At 44.6% G+C, this 19,106-nt stretch carries 10 protein-coding genes; 7 read left to right on the top strand and 3 right to left on the bottom strand.

Going from position 1 to position 19,106, the window contains the following annotated elements; all coding sequences use genetic code 11:
* Positions 1-155 precede the first annotated feature (155 nt).
* The 3 genes from B2P60_RS06040 to B2P60_RS06030 all read left to right on the top strand — a co-directional run bounded on the left by B2P60_RS06040 (position 156) and on the right by B2P60_RS06030 (position 6,744).
* Entirely contained in the window at positions 156-1,649 is a 1,494-nt protein-coding gene (locus tag B2P60_RS06040; protein WP_286740009.1) for an exonuclease SbcCD subunit D C-terminal domain-containing protein, read from the top strand.
* Positions 1,650-1,725: 76 nt separating this feature from the next.
* Positions 1,726-5,601, top strand: a complete 3,876-nt coding sequence (locus tag B2P60_RS06035) for an SbcC/MukB-like Walker B domain-containing protein (RefSeq protein WP_286740007.1) — start codon at positions 1,726-1,728, stop codon at positions 5,599-5,601.
* Positions 5,602-5,658: 57 nt separating this feature from the next.
* Positions 5,659-6,744, top strand: coding sequence for a WG repeat-containing protein (locus B2P60_RS06030; RefSeq protein ID WP_286740005.1), 1,086 nt, complete (start codon positions 5,659-5,661; stop codon positions 6,742-6,744).
* Positions 6,745-6,891: 147 nt separating this feature from the next.
* Here B2P60_RS06030 and B2P60_RS06025 read toward each other — a convergent pair whose 3' ends face one another.
* Positions 6,892-11,745 (bottom strand): NAD-glutamate dehydrogenase, encoded by a 4,854-nt coding sequence (locus B2P60_RS06025; protein ID WP_286740003.1) that lies wholly within the window; start codon positions 11,743-11,745, stop codon positions 6,892-6,894.
* A gap of 461 nt (positions 11,746-12,206) precedes the next feature.
* Between B2P60_RS06025 and purD the strand changes: the two genes are divergently transcribed.
* On the top strand, positions 12,207-13,535 hold the full coding sequence (gene purD, locus B2P60_RS06020; protein ID WP_286740038.1) for a phosphoribosylamine--glycine ligase: 1,329 nt from the start codon (positions 12,207-12,209) through the stop codon (positions 13,533-13,535).
* A gap of 437 nt (positions 13,536-13,972) precedes the next feature.
* Entirely contained in the window at positions 13,973-15,367 is a 1,395-nt protein-coding gene (locus B2P60_RS06015) for an ABC1 kinase family protein (protein WP_286740000.1), read from the top strand.
* A 90-nt stretch (positions 15,368-15,457) separates the two neighbouring features.
* On the opposite strand, the gene B2P60_RS06010 is transcribed toward B2P60_RS06015, so the two are convergent.
* The gene (locus tag B2P60_RS06010) at positions 15,458-16,120 is read right to left on the bottom strand and encodes an SAM-dependent methyltransferase (protein WP_286739998.1); all 663 of its coding nucleotides are present in this window, start codon (positions 16,118-16,120) and stop codon (positions 15,458-15,460) included.
* Positions 16,121-16,319: 199 nt separating this feature from the next.
* On the opposite strand from B2P60_RS06010, the gene B2P60_RS06005 reads away from it, so the two are divergent.
* On the top strand, positions 16,320-16,511 hold the full coding sequence (locus B2P60_RS06005; RefSeq protein ID WP_193005035.1) for a DNA gyrase inhibitor YacG: 192 nt from the start codon (positions 16,320-16,322) through the stop codon (positions 16,509-16,511).
* A 40-nt stretch (positions 16,512-16,551) separates the two neighbouring features.
* The gene (locus tag B2P60_RS06000; RefSeq protein ID WP_286739996.1) at positions 16,552-17,733 is read left to right on the top strand and encodes an aspartate aminotransferase family protein; all 1,182 of its coding nucleotides are present in this window, start codon (positions 16,552-16,554) and stop codon (positions 17,731-17,733) included.
* A gap of 119 nt (positions 17,734-17,852) precedes the next feature.
* Here B2P60_RS06000 and B2P60_RS05995 read toward each other — a convergent pair whose 3' ends face one another.
* The gene (locus tag B2P60_RS05995) at positions 17,853-18,752 is read right to left on the bottom strand and encodes a LysR family transcriptional regulator (RefSeq protein WP_193005038.1); all 900 of its coding nucleotides are present in this window, start codon (positions 18,750-18,752) and stop codon (positions 17,853-17,855) included.
* Positions 18,753-19,106 lie beyond the last annotated feature (354 nt).

Genomic DNA, 19,106 nt, shown 5'->3' with positions numbered 1-19,106 from the left:
CAGTGGATAATAAAAAACTTTTACGATTCACTTGTCAAACATTCTAAAAGCTCTGCCAATTATTGGCAGGGCTTTTTTCACGTATTGCAACAGAGCAAACCACAAAAATTCTTGCTAGAATGAAAGCTTTCTACTAAATGCCAATAAGCGCAACTATGTCCACACCTACTGTTTCTAACACGCTTTCAAACACGCTCCCTACTAACCCTTTAACCATTTTGCATACCTCTGATTGGCATTTGGGTCGTAGGCTGTATGGCCGTATGCGTTATGAGGAGTTTGAGGCTTTTCTTAATTGGTTATACGACACCATATGCATACAGCAAGTAGATGTGCTCATCGTCGCTGGTGATATCTTTGATACTATGACCCCAAGTAACAGAGCACAGGCGCTGTACTATGAATTTTTGGGGCGGGTATCTCGGTCTTGCTGTGAGCATATTGTCATCGTTGCGGGTAATCACGACTCGCCGACTTTTTTAGATGCGCCAAGCAATGTACTAAAATTTCTAAACGTCCATGTTATCGGCACGGCCTGTGACGATTTAAACGATGAAGTGTTGGTACTCAATGATACCAGTGGCGCACCACATTGCATCATTGCCGCTGTCCCCTACCTTCGTGATCGTGACGTACGTAGTAGCAGCGCTGGCGAGTCTGCTGATAGTAAAGACGCTAATGTCATCAAAGGCATTCGCGCCCACTATGATAATGTCGCAAACATTGCCAAAGCTAAGCAAACAGCGTTCGTCAAATCACATCAACGTCACGTGCCCATCATCGCGACAGGTCACTTATTTGCAGCGGGCGGCAAGACCACGGAGGATGATGGCGTACGCGATCTTTATGTTGGCTCACTTGGGCAAGTGTCGGCCGAGATGTTCGATGAGAGTTTTGACTATGTCGCACTGGGACACTTACACGTACCACAACGTGTCGGTGGTCGTGAGCGCATCCGCTATTCAGGATCACCCATCGCGATGGGTTTTGGCGAGGCGCGGCAGCAAAAGCAGGTTCTTATCATAAAGTTTGGCGAAGCATTGGATGCCAATGATGTGACAACCCCGCGCTTACCCACTCAAACCACAGTCAAATCTATTAAAAAATCTGCAAAAAAGCTCAGCCATCAAGCAGATGATTTGATAGATGACTTGTTTGGTTTTGTGGAAGTAGAAAACATGAATGAGCGTGGTGACTTAAAAGATTTGGATACGAGCATACCGCATGTTAACGATGCTAAGACCATGCAAATTTCCTCCCTCGCTATTCCTTGTTTTCAAAAACTGGCCCAGATTACAGGCGACCTCACCACTATCGCAGAAGCCATCAAATCTCTGGGTAGCACTGAGCCTGTTTGGTTAGAAGTCATCTATGATGGTGATGAAATTATTCATGAACTGCGCGAAGAAATCCATGCCATGATAGAAGGGCTGCCCTGTGAAGTCTTAAAAATTAAAAACACCCGCACTTATAACAAGGTTCTCAATCAAGAACAAACCTCAGAGGATTTACAAGATTTAAATGAGATGGAAGTGTTTGATCACTGCCTAGAGATGAATGGCATTGCCACCATCCAAAAAGCCTCACTGCGCAACGCCTATCAGCAGATACTCCATGATATCTATCACGATGACAGTCAAGCTGAATAAATAACGGCCAATTTATTGGCTGTCTCAGCCTAAACGTCTAACATAAGCCATCAACCAAACCTATAAAGATCTAAAAATGCGCCTAATTGAACTAAGACTCAAAAACCTCAACTCTCTTAAAGGCGAATGGCATATCGACTTTAGTGATGCCGCTTTTACCAACGAAGGTATTTTTGCCATTACGGGGCAAACAGGCGCCGGCAAGACCACGATTTTGGATGCGGTATGTCTGGCATTATATGGCGAGACGCCGCGAATCAATAGCATCAGCAAAAGTAGCAATGAGGTGATGACACGGCAAACGGCAGAGTGTTTCGCTGAGGTGGTGATTGATTTAAATGGTGTACAGTATCGTTGCCGTTGGGGCCAGCGCCGCGCTTACAATAAATCTGATGGTAACTTGCAAGATGCGACGCATGAGATCGCCTTAATCAAACCCCCAGCTCACGACTCAGATAAAACCGCTGGCGATGAGATACTAGAAAGCAAACTCTCACGCACCAAAGATAAAATTGTCTCACTGACCCGGATGGACTTTCAGCAGTTCACCCGCTCCATCTTGCTCGCCCAAGGCAGCTTTTCAGCATTTTTAAAGGCCAAAGCTGACGAGCGCGCGGATATCTTAGAAAAAATCACTGGTACGGATATCTACGCGACGATATCGACCCACGTCTTTGAAAAAAAACGCGCTGAAGAAGACATCTTAAGCAAGTTGCAGTTTGGCTTAGAGGGTTTAACCCTCCTAACAGCAGAGGAAGAGGCGGCTATTAGCGAACAACTCTCTGGCTATCAATCCGCCCAATCCGCGAAACAGCGACACTATCAGGACTTGGTGAAACAGATACATTGGCTGGATACTGTGGCAGAGTTAGAAAAAAACGTCAGGTATTACCAAGATGCGCTGACCCTTGCCGCCCAAGCGCAGACAGACTTTATGCCTGATGCCAAACGCTTGTTGGCCGCCAACCAAGCCCTAGAAATGGATCGTCAGTACAGCCAACTTATCCATAACCGTGATACCGTCAAGCGTTTGCAAGATGAGCGACAAAAAACAAACCAGCAACTACCACAGCAAAAAGAACGTCTGGTGCAGGCCTCGAGCACTTTAACAGCAGCTGTCACGCGCATGCAAGACGCGACTCACGAGCTACAAACGGCCTTACCCAAGATCAAGAAAGCACGTGAGCTTGATGCAGACATTGCGCAGCATACGTACACCTTAAACAATACTCAGAAAAATCAACAAACCCTCACCACCAGAACCCAAAGCTTACGTCAAGAAATAGACCGTCACACCCAAGAGTTAGAGCAAAACAAAACCCAGCTGACACGCATAACGCAGTATCTTAATGACGCAAGCGCACTGAATGGTATCGATAGCGACATTGCCGACTTTAAGAGTCATTGCAGTCGTCTAAAAGCACTGCTACAAGATAATGCTGCCCTAGCAAAGGACAATGCACATCAGCAAAATCAGATCAACCAGTCTCAAACCAATCTTGATATCTTGCAGAAACAGCAAGAGGTAAAAAATACGGCAAAAGCAGCCATGCAGGATGAGCTGACGACATTGCGCCAAGAGCAAACCGCATTAATCCAGAGCCAGTCATTGGTTGATATGCGAGATGAGCAAGAGCAAATCGATTATCTCAACAGCCAAATTGAGCAAATGCGTGCTAATAGGCTCCAGTTCAATGAGTTTAGTACCCAAGTCGCACAGATAAACGGTGTTCTACCATTGCTACACAGCGAGCTAGCGGAAATTTCTGGCATCATTGCCGACAAAGAATCCACCATCAAGGACGCTAAAGACAAGCGTCAAGACAAACAAACCCAGCTTCATTTACAACAAAAGGTCGCCACGTTAGAAGACTATATCGCTGATTTAAAAGACGGGCATCCCTGCCCGCTTTGCGGTGCGCGCGAGCATCCTTATAGCGCCAAGCACCCCCATTTAACACAAGAGACTGAATCTATTCAGACGCAGCGACAAATAACAGCGCTGGATGCGACTATAGCGGATTTAGACCATGCTCTATCTGAGCTACACATTAATCAGACAAAAAAACAAGTCCAGTTTGAGCAACGCCAAGAGCAGCAGATCCTGCTAGGTGAGCAAATACAACAATTAAATGCTGATATCAGCCAATTAATCACCTCAGCCTTAAGTAAAACTGACTCTCCGTCTATTGCTGCAATGGTACAACCGTTGGCGCAGATGGACACAAATACAGTCACCCTATCCTTGCTAGATAGCACGAGAGATAAGCTTGTGACCCGTAGAGAGTATCTAAAAAGTACGTTGACTCACTATGAGACGCTTAACGATGCACTCACCACGATTCGACAAACGATAGAGGATATAGAGAAAGAGCAATATACGCTGGCAAGAGACATTGATGATATTGCAGCCAATATAAATTTCAGCTCATTGACGATAGAAAGTACAAACAAAAAATCTCATGATAATTTCGCTGTATTAAAAACCCTTAAAGACGACATATTGCAGCTGCTAAGCACATACACAGATAGCAAGTATCAGTCAGACTCAATCACAGCGATACGCACTTTACAGCACGCCCTACAACCATTGATAGCAAGTATTGAGACTCAAACCATACTAAGCGATGGGGATGCTCAGGCTCATATTGAAACACTGCGTCAGCATCACAGCACCCTTTTACAATTGAAAAATCAGTTTAATGGTAAAAAAGAAGAGGAACAAACGCTAAAGACAGAACGTGGGCGCATAGAAATACAAATCGAAACCAAACAGAGTCAACTAGATAAAAATGAGGATGAGCTGAATAATCTGGCTCAATTAGTGATAGAAAATACCAAAGCGCTTGCAAAATCAACCGCAGATAGGGAGCATGTCTTTACTGATAAAAACCCTGAAGCAGAAGAGACACGATTACGGACTGTGCTTGAGCGGGCAACTGCTGAGCACATCACGGCGCAAAGACAGCTGGATAACATTGAGCATACCCTCAAACAGCTACAGCAAACACAGCAGCAACTGAGTGAACAACTGAGCGACATGGCCACTGCTCTTGATACCCAGCAACGCATTTTTAACGCCGCACTAATCGCCTCCGATTTTGCTGATGAATCAGAGTTTGTCAGTGCTCGCCTGCCCAGCGCAGAGCGCCATCGCTTGACTGAGCAGCAGCAGCAAATAATTGATAGGCTAAAGCAAGCGCAATCTTTATTGAGCAAGACTAGACAAAGTCTGCTGGAAAAACAGGCTGAACCGTTAACCCACAAAGATAAAGAAACGCTGATTGAAGAGCAGCAGCAAGTACAAAATGAGCGGCATCGTCTGCTTGAGTCCATCGGCGCCATGAGTCAGCAGATAAAAGACAACGAAGAGAAAAAAGGCAGTCAACAGGCCACACTACAAGCCATCGCTCAGCAAAAAGAAACCCTTCAAGTCTGGCGACAGCTCAATGAGTTGATAGGCTCAAGTAGTGGCAAGAAGTATCGTACCTTTGCCCAAGGTTTGACCTTTGATATTATGGTGAAGCATGCCAACGCGCAGCTGCACAAAATGAGTGATCGCTACCTGCTCATCCGTGATGACAATAGTCCACTTGAGCTCAATGTTATCGACAACTATCAAGGCGGCGAGATTCGCAGTACCAAAAACCTCTCTGGCGGCGAAGGATTTATTATTAGCTTGGCCTTAGCGCTTGGGCTCTCGCAGATGGCCAGTCAAAATATTCGTGTGGACTCGCTATTTTTGGATGAAGGGTTTGGTACTCTTGATGAGGAGTCTCTTGATATTGCGCTTGATACCTTAACCAGCCTGCAACAAGAAGGGAAACTGATCGGGGTTATCTCTCACGTACAAGCCTTAAAAGAGCGTATCTTAACCCAAATTAGGGTCGATAAACTCTCTGGCGGTTTTAGTCAAATTAGTGGTCAAGGCTGCCGTAGGGTGTCCAGTTAGACTAAATAATTTAGACTAAACAATAAGTGGTGTGGCACGAACAACAAGGAGTCAGCGATGACTAAAAAACCCAATAACCCTATCAGCTTATTTGTTTTATCTGTGTTTTCGGTGGCTGTCGTCAGTTCAGCTCACGCTACTGTCAACTGTGCCGGTTACCTACCCTCTAGTTATTTTCAGCGTATCGAGTCGAATAAAAAATTGACAGGCAAATTGATCGAACAAACAGATGGCACGCAGCAGCTACAAAACGCCGATGGCAAAGTCATTATAGAGGGTCTCACCAATGCTCATATAGTGATGGATAAATATGTGTTAGGGCAGCGGCTTGATCGCAGTGACAACCGCCATGCCGCAAAAAACTACGGTGTCGTCAATACTGCTGGCAAGACAATCGTGCCTTTTAAGTATGATGATATCCAAACACAACCGGATATTGCTACCAGCTTTATTGTGAGTGTCAATACAGAGAATGGCTCTGTCAAACAAGGTATTATCAATCGTCATGGTGAGTGGGTATACCCGCTAACCGATGCTCATATTCAGCACGCGCATTACGATTCTCACTACGATCAAGATTATTTTATAGTGACTCATTCTAGCGAAAAGTTAAGTGATCAAAGACAGACTGGGCTGCTTGATGACCGAGGTTATTGGGCAATTATGCCGCAGTACGATGCGATTGTGCCCCTCAATGCTTGTACTGGTCAGCTGTTGTATATGCAAGTAAATTTGCAAAATGAGAGTGCGCTTATCGACCAAAACAACGATATCATCATCCCATTTGCACCCAATCAGCATATAGAGTCTTTTAACAATGCCACCAGTCCATTACTTTTCCTACATAGTAGGTTAAGGACTGGCAGTACAGCGACGGGGATGAGTGAAGACATTCAAGATGAGATTATCAGTGCTCAAATCATCGATGCCAGTGGCAAACGGCTTATTTCTTCGGAATCACCGATCAGCAAGCTGCTATATCATCAACTTTATACCTATAAGCAAGCTGGAAAATACGGTCTACTTAATGATCAAGGCGATGTCATCCTCAAACCACAATTTGATCGCTATCGTGATGAAGGAGAACAGGTCCGGTTCGAGGAAAACGGTAAGCTTATACCTTTAGAGCGTTTATTGGATTAAACGCAGCGTTTTGCTTTATTGCACCCTACCCTTTCTTGTTTTTCTTGTTCTTACTTTTATTAGACAACAAAAAACCACCGTTAATAGATAACGGTGGTTTTTTTACATACATAAACTTATATGTTTATTTTTACTCAGTGTTCACTTTTACTTAGTCACTAGACCACTGAGCTCACTCATGAGTACGGACAGCGTTGAGAGACTAACTTGACTGTTTTCATCATTACTATGCAGCTCATCAAGTTTGTGCATCTCGCTCTCTACCGATGCCAACTGATCTAAATGGCGTGAACGCCATTCACTAAACGCTTGCTTCGCATCTGGTTTTGACAGAACTGCATCCATCAGTAGACGCAAGCTACGTGATAGCTCATTCACGAGTGCATGGCGTGCACGGCGATCCCAATAGTCTTGCTGCGGTAAGCTTGCAATATTTTCCATCATCCAATCTAGTTGCAATACTTGATACGCTTCAAAATATAACGTTGCAATCTCATCGACAGGACGCTCATATTGCTCGGCCAAAATGGCCGCATCAAGTGCATCAACATGATATGGCAGCATAGCAAACAACGCCGCATCCGTGTTAGACAGCGCTTTGTCCATTAGGCTTGTGGTGTCTTCTTGTAGATACTGAGCAAATTGCTGCTCAATAAAACCGCCTGCTTTGGTGAGTTTTTCTACACTATTACTAAAGCGGCCAATCATATCAGTGACTTGCAAATCTTGACCAAAGGCATTGATAAACCAAACGATACCACGCTCAAGCGCATCACGCAGACGTAGCTCAAGCGTTAACAGTAACTTAGCATCGACTTGGTTGTCCAGCGCTTCTAGGGTCTTCCAAGCTTTTGAGACATTAAAGACATCACGGCTGATCGCATAACCCCGAATAATGGTTGCCAATGATTGATCTGTTTCCTCAAAAAGGCGGAACAACGCTTCAATACCTAAGCGGTTGACCACACTGTTGGTTAAATAGGTACTGATGATTTCACGATGCAAACGGTGCTCAGTCATCTCATCAAAGAAGCGTGAGGCCAGCTCATCAGGGAAGTATTTACGCAGCTCGTTGATGAAGTACGGATCATCTGGCAGGTCAGACAACAGCAAGTTGTCATAAACCCACATTTTACCATAAGCCATGACGACGGCTAACTCAGGATTGGTCAGACCAGTATCCACTTTTTGACGTTTGGCAATTTCTTCGTCTGATGGTAGATACTCGATTGCACGGTCAAGACGGCCTTCACTTTCTAACATCTGAATGAAACGTTGATGTTCGCTCAGATTTGCGGATGCAAGAAGTTGGCTCAGCTCAATCGCTTGTGGTTGTAAGTAGTTCTGGCGTAACACGAGCTCGGCCACAGTGTCAGTCATGCTTTCTAACAGCTCATTACGCTGCTTTAAAGTCATATCACCTTGTTCGACGACTTTACCAAGCAAGATTTTGATGTTGACTTCGTGATCTGAGCAGTTAACACCGCCTGAGTTATCGATAGCATCGGTGTAAATACGGCCACCCTTTTGGGCGTATTCGATACGTCCTTGCTGGGTAAAACCTAAGTTGCCGCCTTCACCAACGACAGCTGCACGTAGCTCATTGCCATCGACACGTAGCGCATCATTCGCACGGTCACCGACATCGGCATGAGTTTCGTTAACGCTTTTGACATAGGTGCCAATACCGCCATTCCAGATCAGATCAACAGGTGCCCGTAGTAAGGCACTGATCAAATCGTTGGGTGCAAGGCTGTCCTCATTAATATCAAACAGTGCTTTCATTTCCGCACTGATCGGGATGGTTTTGTCTTGACGAGAAAATATACCACCGCCTTGACTGATCAAGGATTCTTCATAATCTGCCCATGACGAGCGTGGCAGCTCGAACAAGCGGGCGCGCTCGGCATATGAGGTCGCCGTGTCTGGATTGGGATCGATAAAGATATGTAGATGGTTAAAGGCTGCAACCAGCTTGATGTGGTTTGAGAGCAACATACCATTACCGAACACATCACCGCTCATATCCCCAATACCAACCACGGTAAAGTCATCACGGTTTTGAATGTCCATACCGCGCATACGGAAATGACGCTTAACAGATTCCCAACCACCACGTGCGGTGATACCCATTGCTTTATGGTCGTAGCCTACCGAACCACCTGAAGCAAAGGCATCATCTAGCCAAAAATTGTACTCTGCCGCCAAGGCGTTGGCGATATCAGAGAAAGTGGCTGTCCCTTTATCAGCAGCAACCACTAAGTACGGATCGTCTTCATCATGGCGTACCGTATTGGCTGGCGGGACAATATTGCCATCGACAATATTATCGGTAATATCAAGCATACCGCGTAAGAACGTCTGATAGCAGGCGATACCCTCGGCTTGGAATGCTTCACGGCCATCTGCCATGGTTTTATTTTTGACAATAAAGCCGCCTTTTGAACCCACAGGGACAATGACTGCATTTTTGACCATCTGTGCTTTGACCAAACCCAGCACTTCGGTACGGAAGTCTTCCATACGATCTGACCAGCGCAGACCACCACGCGCGACTTTACCACCCCGTAAATGGACGGCTTCAACACGCGGTGAATAAACAAATATCTCAAACATGGGTTTGGGCAGTGGTAGGTTTGGAATGTCTGCTGCCAAGAATTTAAACGACAAACGATCTTTACGTCGACCATTGCTATCAGTTTGATAGAAGTTGGTGCGTACCATGGCGTTGATTAAGTCTAAATACCAGCGCAAAATACGGTCTTCATCTAAACTATCGACGTCTGCAAGTGCCGCGGTAATCTGCTCGTAGATTTGCGCCGTTTTCTCTGTGCGTTCGTCTTCACTGTGTTTAGGGTTCATACGCGCATCAAACAAACGGCCTAGGGCCACACTAATATCACTATTTTTTACGACAGTTTGTTGAATATAAGTACTAGAGAACGGTGCTTTTGCTTGCATCATATAGCGTGATAAAGCTCGTAGCACCACCACATCATACGTATCTAGGTTAGTCGTCAATACCAGCTCATTAAAGGAGTCGCTTTCGACCTGTCCTGCCCAAATCTGCTTGAGACTGTCTTCAAACTGACCTCGCACCACTTGCATGTTAACGGTATCGACATGCTCTAATGTCAGCTCATACTCTTGCATCCAAATAGGCTGTTCTGGTAGGTCAAACTCGTAAGTTTGGGCTGAGATGACCGATACGCCGAAGTTTTCGAGAATTGGCAGTACTTTGGACAAGATCACAGGTTCTTCACGACCATACAGTTTTAGATGTAGCTGATTGCTCGCGTCTCCTGTCGATTGATACAAGTGCCAAATCATCGGCTGCTCTGCTGTCAGTCCAGCCAAGCGTTTGGTGTCTTCAACGGCGGTACGGGCATCAAAACGCTCTTGATACGCCGCAGGAATATAATTTAAAAATCGACGGTTTAAAGCGTTGGCTTGCTGCTCACCCACATTGTCGAGCAACACTTTTTGGTAGCTATCACTCCACGATTGCATAAGTGCAGACAGCTTGGCTTCAAGCGTGGCTGTATTAACGTCTTTTACTTGACCTGGCACCGTACGGACATGCACATGAACACGAGCATGAGCAGATTCATTAAATTCAGTGGTAAAGCCAGATGATGTGCCGCCATAAGCTTCTTTTAGCACATTCTGTACTTTGATACGCAGTTCAGTATTGAACTTGTCGCGCGGAATATAAACCAAGCACGAGACAAAACGCTGATAGTGATCGATACGGCTGAACAGACGCAAGCTCTTTTTGTCTTGTAATTGACTAATGCCAGACACGATAGGATACAGCTCTTCAACGCTGGCTTGAAATAGGTCATCACGTGGCAAGGTATTAATGACGTGCATCAGTTTATGGTGAGCATGACCATCGCGTGGTAATTCGGCCATCATCATAATCTGGTTGGCTTTTTCACGTAATAGCGGTATTTGCTGCACGGTAAGTTGATACGCTTGTGACGTCAGCAGGCCAATAAATCGATATTCACCGACCAGCTTGCCGTTGTCATCAAATTTATGAATACCCAAAAAATCCATATATACAGGACGGTGTACGGGCGATACGCGGCTTGATTTAGAGAGCATCAACACGCGCGGCTCAGTCAATAGCTGCTTTAACACTTTGGGCAGTTGGCTAAAGCTCTCTGACAATTTATCTTCTTCAGCCCCGCGTAATAACCCAAGGCCACTATTGCCAATAGCAAATAAATCTAAATCCGCAGGTTCGCCATTGACATCCACCTCAACCGACTGGCCCCCTTCTAATCTATATTCACGGTAACCCAAGAATATAAAATGATCGTCTAATATCCAATCTAAAAACGCTTGGATCTCCTGCTGGGAGTAAAATACTTCGGGCAGCGGTTTTTTTGATAGCTCCGTTTTAATGTCGGTCAGCTGCGCACGCATCTGTTTCCAATCACCAACGACGGTATCGAGTGTCGCAATTTTGGCCAACAGCATTTGTTGTAGCGCCTCCAAGTCATCATTGTCTTGGTAAGCGATTTCACAGTGAATCAATGAAAAATGAGAGGTGGCACTTTCATGTGCGCCTTCGATATGAGTAATGTTCCCATCATCATTACGCTCAACGCTGACAATGATGTTGTAAGTACGATGCACATCGATGCCTTCCGCTTCAAGGCTCATCAAAATCGTATCAACTAAAAACGGTCTGTCATATGCCACAATTTGAATCACGGTGTGCGAGCTGTGAAAATGTTGTTCTTCTGCTTTTGGATTTAGCACAGACAACTGCGGCTTACTGCCATCATAGGCTTTGAGGAGCGTAAAATGATGGAGCGCCATACCTGCTAAGTCAGCATTACTGATTGTTTTTGCCGTCTCTTGGTGTAGCGGCTGGTAATAACTATGAATAAAATGGTCAAACAACGATTTGTCTTTTTGTACATAACTGGTAGCAATATCGCTTATCTGGCTGATGCGCTCTTTTGCGATACTGAGAGAGTTTGGCATGTCCTTCGTCCTTTTTTACAGGTTTGGTTTATCATGTATTTATTTGATTTTATTAATCTGTATTATCTGCTAATACCGCATGAATGTGTTTCATACTATTGATGCGGGAAAGCAATCAATCCATTTACGTAAATTATTCTATTTTTTTTGCTTTTTGAAGTTTTTCTCCTTATTTTACTCTTATATTTTAAGAATATTTAGCAATCAGGATTTAATACCATTAATCTAGTGAAGTTTAACGCACCTAAGGCGCGAGCTAAAGCGTACAACATCATTTCATGAATCAGCAACATGCCGATAACATTTACTAATGAGACAGGCATTTAGCTTGACAGGTTATTAACTGCTGGCGGGTGGATACTCATGGCAATCGTCATGAATTTTTTGTTAGAATACGCGGGTGCATTTAAGAGTGTGTGACTTACTTACTATTAACTTTAACGCTAAGGGCAAGACGTATGATGAATATTTTGGTGATTGGTTCAGGTGGTCGTGAACACGCACTAGCATGGCAGTGTGCAAAAGATGACCATGTAAAAAATGTCTACGTTGCGCCGGGTAATGCTGGTACTGCCCTTGAACCTAAATGCCAAAACATTGTGTTAGCGTCTAGCCAAGATAACGCCAATGAACATAGTGCGGTTATCGAATTTTGTCAAAACAATGCTATTGATATGGTCATCGTGGGACCAGAAGCGCCTTTAGTCACGGGTATTGTCGATGCTTGCCGTGACGCTGGTATTAAAGCGTGGGGGCCAACGGCGTATTGTGCTCAGTTAGAAGGCTCAAAGACCTTTGCCAAAGAATTTATGGCACAAAACAACATTCCAACGGCGACTTACCAGGGGTTTACGGATGCGGCGGCGGCCAAAGCGTATATCGATGAGCAAGGCGCCCCAATCGTTATCAAGGCAGATGGGCTTGCGGCGGGTAAAGGCGTCATCGTTGCAGAGACTGTCGAACAAGCGTATGACGCAATTGATGATATGCTTGCGGATAACAAATTTGGTGATGCTGGCAGCCGTGTGGTTATCGAGCAGTTCTTACAGGGGGAGGAAGCGAGCTTCATCTGTATGATTGATGGTGAAAATATCTTACCCATGGCGACCAGTCAAGATCATAAACGTGCCTTTGAAGGGGATACAGGACCGAACACGGGCGGTATGGGTGCCTACTCTCCTGCACCAGTCGTGACGCAAGAGGTTCATAACAAAGTAATGACACAAGTGATCCAGCCAGTGGTTGATGCGATGAAAGCGTCAGGTCACCCTTATACGGGATTTTTATATGCAGGTTTGATGATTGATCAGGCAGGTGATCCTTATGTTATTGAGTTTAACTGCCGCTTTGGTGACCCAGAGACACAGCCTATTTTGATGCGTTTGCAGTCGTCGATGGTAGATTTGGTCGCCCAAGGGCTGGCAGGTCAATTGCCTAGTAGTGCCAAATGGGATACGCGCCCTGCTCTTGGTATCGTCGTTGCCTCAAAGGGTTATCCAGAAACCTCATCAAAAGGTGATGTCATTGCTGGCTTGCCAGAACTTGATACCAGTCACGCCAACGCTGTTAAAGTATTCCATGCTGGCACCGCATTTTCTGATAATAGCGCCGTAGATAGTGAGCAGGAAGTGGTCACTAATGGTGGACGGGTGTTATGCGTGACAGCCCTAGCAGACAACATTTCTGATGCTCAACAAGCCGCACTAGCCGTCACAGGAGCAATCAGTTTTGATGGTGCGCAGTATCGTCGTGATATCGGACATCATGCCATTGCCCGTGAAAATGCTTAACAAATTGTGATTCATTCGGCTGATTAAGCGGTTAGTGTGCCTCGACTGTGTTGCTAAATAATTCTTACCTTATGGTGTTTGACCTAGCTTGATGCTAGGTCTTATTTTTTGGTGACGCTTTTTAGGTCATTTTATGTACCACCAATCTTCTGACTGCTGCCTTTTTTAACAACCCCTACGGATATATATACATAGTTGCCTCACTCGTGTGAGCGTCAAAGCACCTATTAATGGTAATCACTTAACAATTGTATATTTAATATCTAGCAATACTCAAATGCATACCATGGCTTACAAAGTAACTGCTATCAGCCAGCTTAGGCTCATCAACCAAATGGGCTTTATATGGTACAATTTTGTACTTGTACATCGCATCTCCCTTGTATTGTAGGTTTCGAACCCGCAAATCAATAGCAACTGGATGAATGATTATATTTATGGCAAATGATACGTCTAAACCTTCTAGCAACAAGCAGTCAATTGATAATTTAAAAACCTCAGGATTTGAGCGTCGAATGTCGATTGCCAAAACCTCCCTGAATATTGGTCGTCGTTGGGCGGGTAATAGTGTGTCTGGTATGTTCTTAAATAAAGAGGCACGTACCGCGCGTAATCAGGCATTTATGGAAGCACAGGCTAATTATCTTGCATCAGAGCTTGGTAAGTTGAAAGGTTCAGTCGTAAAGATTGGCCAAATGCTAGCGATTTATGGTGAACACATCTTGCCACCTGAAATCACACGTGCTCTGCAAACGCTAAATGATGACACAGCGACATTATCATGGCCGACAATTGAGTTAACGTTACGCGAGTTGTTGGGTGAAAAGTTAAATGAGCTGGATGTTGACCCTACCCCTATTGGAACCGCCTCCCTTGCCCAAGTCCATCGTGCCACAGTCATTGCAACTGGCGAACAAGTTGTACTAAAGATTCAATATCCAGGTGTCGCAGATGCTATTAACTCGGATCTTGCGCTGTTTAAACAGCTGTTAAAAGTCAGCAACATCGTTCCACAAACCCGTTCGCTTGATGCTTGGTTTGAAGAGATACGTGACCTACTCCATCATGAAGTCGACTACGAAGCAGAAGCGATGACCACAGAGCGCTTTTATGACCGTTTGAGTCATGATCCTCGTTATGTGGTTCCTAAGATTAATCGTACTTATTCAAAAAAACGCTTACTATGTATGTCTTATGAACCAGGTATTACCGTGGTCTCTGAGGCGCTGCAACTATTGCCTCATGAACGCCGTAATGCGATCGGGCAAGCTGCCATTGAAGTCATGATGAAAGAAATTTTCGTTTGGGGTGAGATGCAAACGGATCCAAATTTTGGTAACTATCTGGTTCGTGTTAGTGACAGTGATGATGGTATTGATAAATTAGTGTTGTTAGATTTTGGTGCTATCCGTGAGTTTGATAATCATTTATTAACCATCGCTCATGGTTTGCTAAAGGCGGGCTACCGTCATGACCATCAAGCCATGAAGCTTGCAATGAGAGGCTATGACTTTTTTGATAGTATGAGTGAAAAAGTCCGCTCTGACATTGCTTCGTTATTTTTGTTAGCCACTGAACCCTTTAGTGATCCTGCAACAAACCCAAATATTCCTGCTGATTGTTTGGATAAAAACAATCGTTATATTTGGGCAAATAGTAAATTGCATTCACGCCTCTCCTCTGCGGCCACCCGAGCGATGCAGTCTTTTGAGTTTAATCTTCCGCCAAAAGAGTTTATGTTCATCAGCCGTAAGTTTATCGGTGCATATACTTTTTTGACGGTATTAGATGCATACACTGATTCTAATAAGTTGGTAAAACCTTATTTATAATGATGTTCACTGAGCGATTTTTGACCGCCTCTTAGGGGCGGCCTTATTTTTTATTAAATTTTTTACTATTGCTTAGGCTAATTTTTCAACTTACAATACAGTCTGCCAGTCATCAAATCTCGTTTTATAACCTTCTGGCTTATGCATATTAAGCTCCCAGCATGCTTCTCCACGCGCCAAATACTTCACTTCAAAATGCGTCCGCTGGCTATCGTCTGGCACTCGCTGCCGCGTATTTGGTAACCCCCATACTTTAGTTGCTTGCTGCTCAGCATTGTCCATATACGCTTCAATATTGGTTACTAGTGTCACTTCTCCGCCTACTTGTAAGCGTGACAATAAGAACTCAAAAAAAGGCATATTTAACCACTGTTGATTAGGGTTTTGCTGTTCAGGGTTGGGATAAAGGATAAAAATTTTAGCCACACTGCTAGGCGCGATAGCATGAACAATCCAGGCAACTGCATCAGCATGAATGGCATCTAGATTGGATGAATTTTGCCGTGTAGCCAATTTTGAGAAAGCCTCAAACTTATTACGCGTACGCTCAATAGCAATGAGATGTTTATCAGGGTTTTGTACTACAAAGCCAAGAGCATGCTTGCCCTTCCCTGCTCCAATCTCTAACACCAAAGGCACATTGTCTTTATGTTTACCGATGATACTTGGCGTGATAAAGTCACGCGGTGCCGATAGCTTCTCTGGTTGAAATGCACGCTTTTGCTGGTGCGTAAGCTCGCTATTGTCTGTCATCTACTGTCCTTAAAGTTTTTGTCTTTTGCCATTATTCAGCCCATGCTATTATATAGTCAATCCACCTCAATAGTAATATAGCGATCGCGGCTACCCTGTTATCTATCGTCATTTAGACAAGGAGGGACAAGCCATACCAACGCTATTCGCTGGTCACACCAATTGTTCAAGCAACCTTAAGGATACGCTCACCCCTATTATGACTGACTCTACCCCCAATACCTCACCCAAAACCTATCCTTGTCCACGTTGCGGCACTCAGACAGCATGGCAGGACAATAAATATAAACCATTCTGTAGTAGTCAATGCAAACTGATTGACTTAGGCGCGTGGGCAAATGAAGACTACACGTTACCTGCTGAGACCACCCCCTTCTCTGACGAACTATAACCCATACTTTTAATTGATCTATCACACCAAGGATATTTATATGCCTGCTACTTACCTGATGCCTACTTATAACCGTCAACCAATCAGCTTTACACGTGGTTCAGGCAGTTGGTTGTACACTAAAGATGATACCCCTTATTTAGATGCGTTGACTGGTATCGCGGTGTGCGGATTGGGGCATTGCCATCCACAGGTAACCGACGCCATTCAGCAGCAAGCAGCCACCTTGGTACATACGAGTAATCTATTCGGTATCGATTGGCAAGAGCGGGCTGGAGAAACGCTTTGTACTGCCGCCCAAATGGACAGCGTCTTTTTTGCCAACAGCGGGGCTGAAGCAAACGAAGCGGCATTAAAGCTTGCCCGTCTATACGCGCATCAGCAAGGCTTTAAACGTCCCAAAGTGATCGTTATGGAGCAATCATTCCACGGTCGTACGTTGTTGTCTTTGTCAGCCACGGCCAATCCAAAAGCGCGTGAAGGGTTTTACACGTTGGATGCAGATTTTATCCGCGTACCGTTTGGCGATGTCGCAGCGATTAAACAAGCCGCGCAAGATCATGATGATATTTGCGCGGTCTTTGTGGAGCCTATTCAAGGGGAAGGCGGTCTTAATACCGCTGCCAATGGTTTTACGTATCTTGAAGAGCTACAAGCAGAATGTGAGGCTCACAATTGGCTGTTTATGCTTGATGAGGTGCAGACAGGTAATGGACGTACGGGTAAATACTTCGCGTATCAGCATAGTAACGCTCGGCCTGACGTACTGACAACGGCTAAAGGGTTGGGTAACGGCTTTCCAGTTGGTGCTTGTATGGTACGAGGCCGCGCCAATGGCTTATTTGGAGCGGGCAGCCATGGTTCTACTTATGGTGGTACGCCACTGGCAAGTCGTGTGGTACATAGTGTCTATGAAGTGCTAGCAAACAGTGACATTATGGATAATGCCATCCGCGAAGGATTATTCATTCGAGAGACTATCGTTGATGCATTAGGACAATACGGGGTTAGTAGCCGCGGCGCTGGGATGATGATTGGTATCTCATTACCTGAAAACATGGACTGTAGTCAGCTGGTTGATCGTGCGCGTGATGAACAAAAAATGATCATTAACGTCACTGGTGGTCATGTTGTGCGCTTACTACCGCCGCTTAATATGAACCGTGATGAGAGCACACAGGTGGCTGAGCGTTTAATTGATTTATTAAAGCCATCTTTTTAAAGCGATTTTTGACGTCTGTCACCTCTTAATGTTAAAAAAGCCTATAGATTTGCATGATCTATAGGCTTTTTACTTATTGCTAATTACAACAAGCGATAAGTGTGTAGTGTGATCAGCGCTTAATTAGCATGAAAGTACTTTTTTAATACTTCTAAGCAGCGCGTAATTTTAGCCGGCTGCTGTTCGCGATTTAAAGTAACCGCATATAAGACAAAACTTGGCAACTGATAACCCGTCAACACCTCAACCAGTTCTCCGTTTTCAAGCTCTTTTTTGATATCCATCTCCATCATTCTCACCAAACCGTGACCTTCTTTGGCCAATGTGGTTGCCATAAAAACGTTATTGGTATAAATGCGTGAGTTCATTTTGGTGCGTGTTTTTTTACCAGTTTCTGTTTGAATCAGATCAATCTGGTTGGCATCTTTCATGATCTCAATACAAATCAGCTGATGATCGGCCAAATCTTTAGGTGTTTGCAGTTTGGTATGCTGGCGTAGATACTGGGGTGAGGCGACAAGCATTTGACGTACATCTGTCAACGGATGACTACTTAAGCTAGAATCATTGATCGTTGGGCTCATCCGAATCGCAATATCAATACGCTCATCAATCATATCGATATAATGATTGTCTGCCAGATAGGTAATACTGAGGTCATCATGGGCAGCCATCCACGTAGATAGCGCGGGTAAAATGTGGTTGACGCCAAGCTCAGGAGTGGTCGCTACACGTAAACTCCCAGCCAGCTCATCACGTAGCTGATTGACTTTAATTCGACCCTGCTCGGCCGCACTGACAACATCTTTTGCAGCCTCATAAAAACTTTCACCAGCTTCTGTTAAGCTCAGCTTACGAGTTGAGCGATGCAACAGCACCACGCCAAGCTCATTTTCTAATGAGCGGATTTGCTGACTGACTGCACTGGTTGTAATGCCAAGCTCACGAGCGGAGCCACTGAAAGAACCATGTCCAACCACACTGGCGAACACGGCCATACCGCGTAAATTATCCAACATATTCTCACCTAAGCTGCATTTCAATTTTTAATATAACTTAACCATTATAACGGACTTTAAATTGTCTTACAGTTACTAAATACGCGACTTTTCTTTAAATAAGTTTATTTAATAATCCATAAAACTAAAAATATCAAGGCGATACCATAACATCGTCTTGATATTTTATATAAAAATTTTGATTGGGAACTATTTGACACACTCCCACCACATTCGCACAGCTCAAATGGGGGATTCTAAAAGCGTTAGCCTTAAGGCGACTTTCACACGACCGTCGCAAGTTTTCTGTTTCATCGGGTGACCTTGACTGCATCCTCCCTCCGCAGACAACACGGCATGTCCTGCCGATAAAAT

Source organism: Psychrobacter sp. UBA3068, from assembly GCF_002366815.1.
Classification (GTDB): Bacteria; Pseudomonadota; Gammaproteobacteria; order Pseudomonadales; family Moraxellaceae; genus Psychrobacter; species Psychrobacter namhaensis.
The sequence above is the reverse complement of the archived record's forward strand: the minus strand, read 5'-3'. Positions and strand labels throughout refer to the sequence as shown.

Excerpts from the sequence above, each read along its gene's own strand:
- B2P60_RS06040 (WP_286740009.1), top strand. The coding sequence starts at position 156 with ATGTCCACACCTACTGTTTCTAACACGCTTTCAAACACGCTCCCTACT.
- B2P60_RS06035 (WP_286740007.1), top strand. The coding sequence starts at position 1,726 with ATGCGCCTAATTGAACTAAGACTCAAAAACCTCAACTCTCTTAAAGGC.
- B2P60_RS06030 (WP_286740005.1), top strand. The coding sequence starts at position 5,659 with ATGACTAAAAAACCCAATAACCCTATCAGCTTATTTGTTTTATCTGTG.
- B2P60_RS06025 (WP_286740003.1), bottom strand. The coding sequence starts at position 11,745 with ATGCCAAACTCTCTCAGTATCGCAAAAGAGCGCATCAGCCAGATAAGC.
- purD (WP_286740038.1), top strand. The coding sequence starts at position 12,207 with ATGAATATTTTGGTGATTGGTTCAGGTGGTCGTGAACACGCACTAGCA.
- B2P60_RS06015 (WP_286740000.1), top strand. The coding sequence starts at position 13,973 with ATGGCAAATGATACGTCTAAACCTTCTAGCAACAAGCAGTCAATTGAT.
- B2P60_RS06010 (WP_286739998.1), bottom strand. The coding sequence starts at position 16,120 with ATGACAGACAATAGCGAGCTTACGCACCAGCAAAAGCGTGCATTTCAA.
- B2P60_RS06005 (WP_193005035.1), top strand. The coding sequence starts at position 16,320 with ATGACTGACTCTACCCCCAATACCTCACCCAAAACCTATCCTTGTCCA.
- B2P60_RS06000 (WP_286739996.1), top strand. The coding sequence starts at position 16,552 with ATGCCTGCTACTTACCTGATGCCTACTTATAACCGTCAACCAATCAGC.
- B2P60_RS05995 (WP_193005038.1), bottom strand. The coding sequence starts at position 18,752 with ATGTTGGATAATTTACGCGGTATGGCCGTGTTCGCCAGTGTGGTTGGA.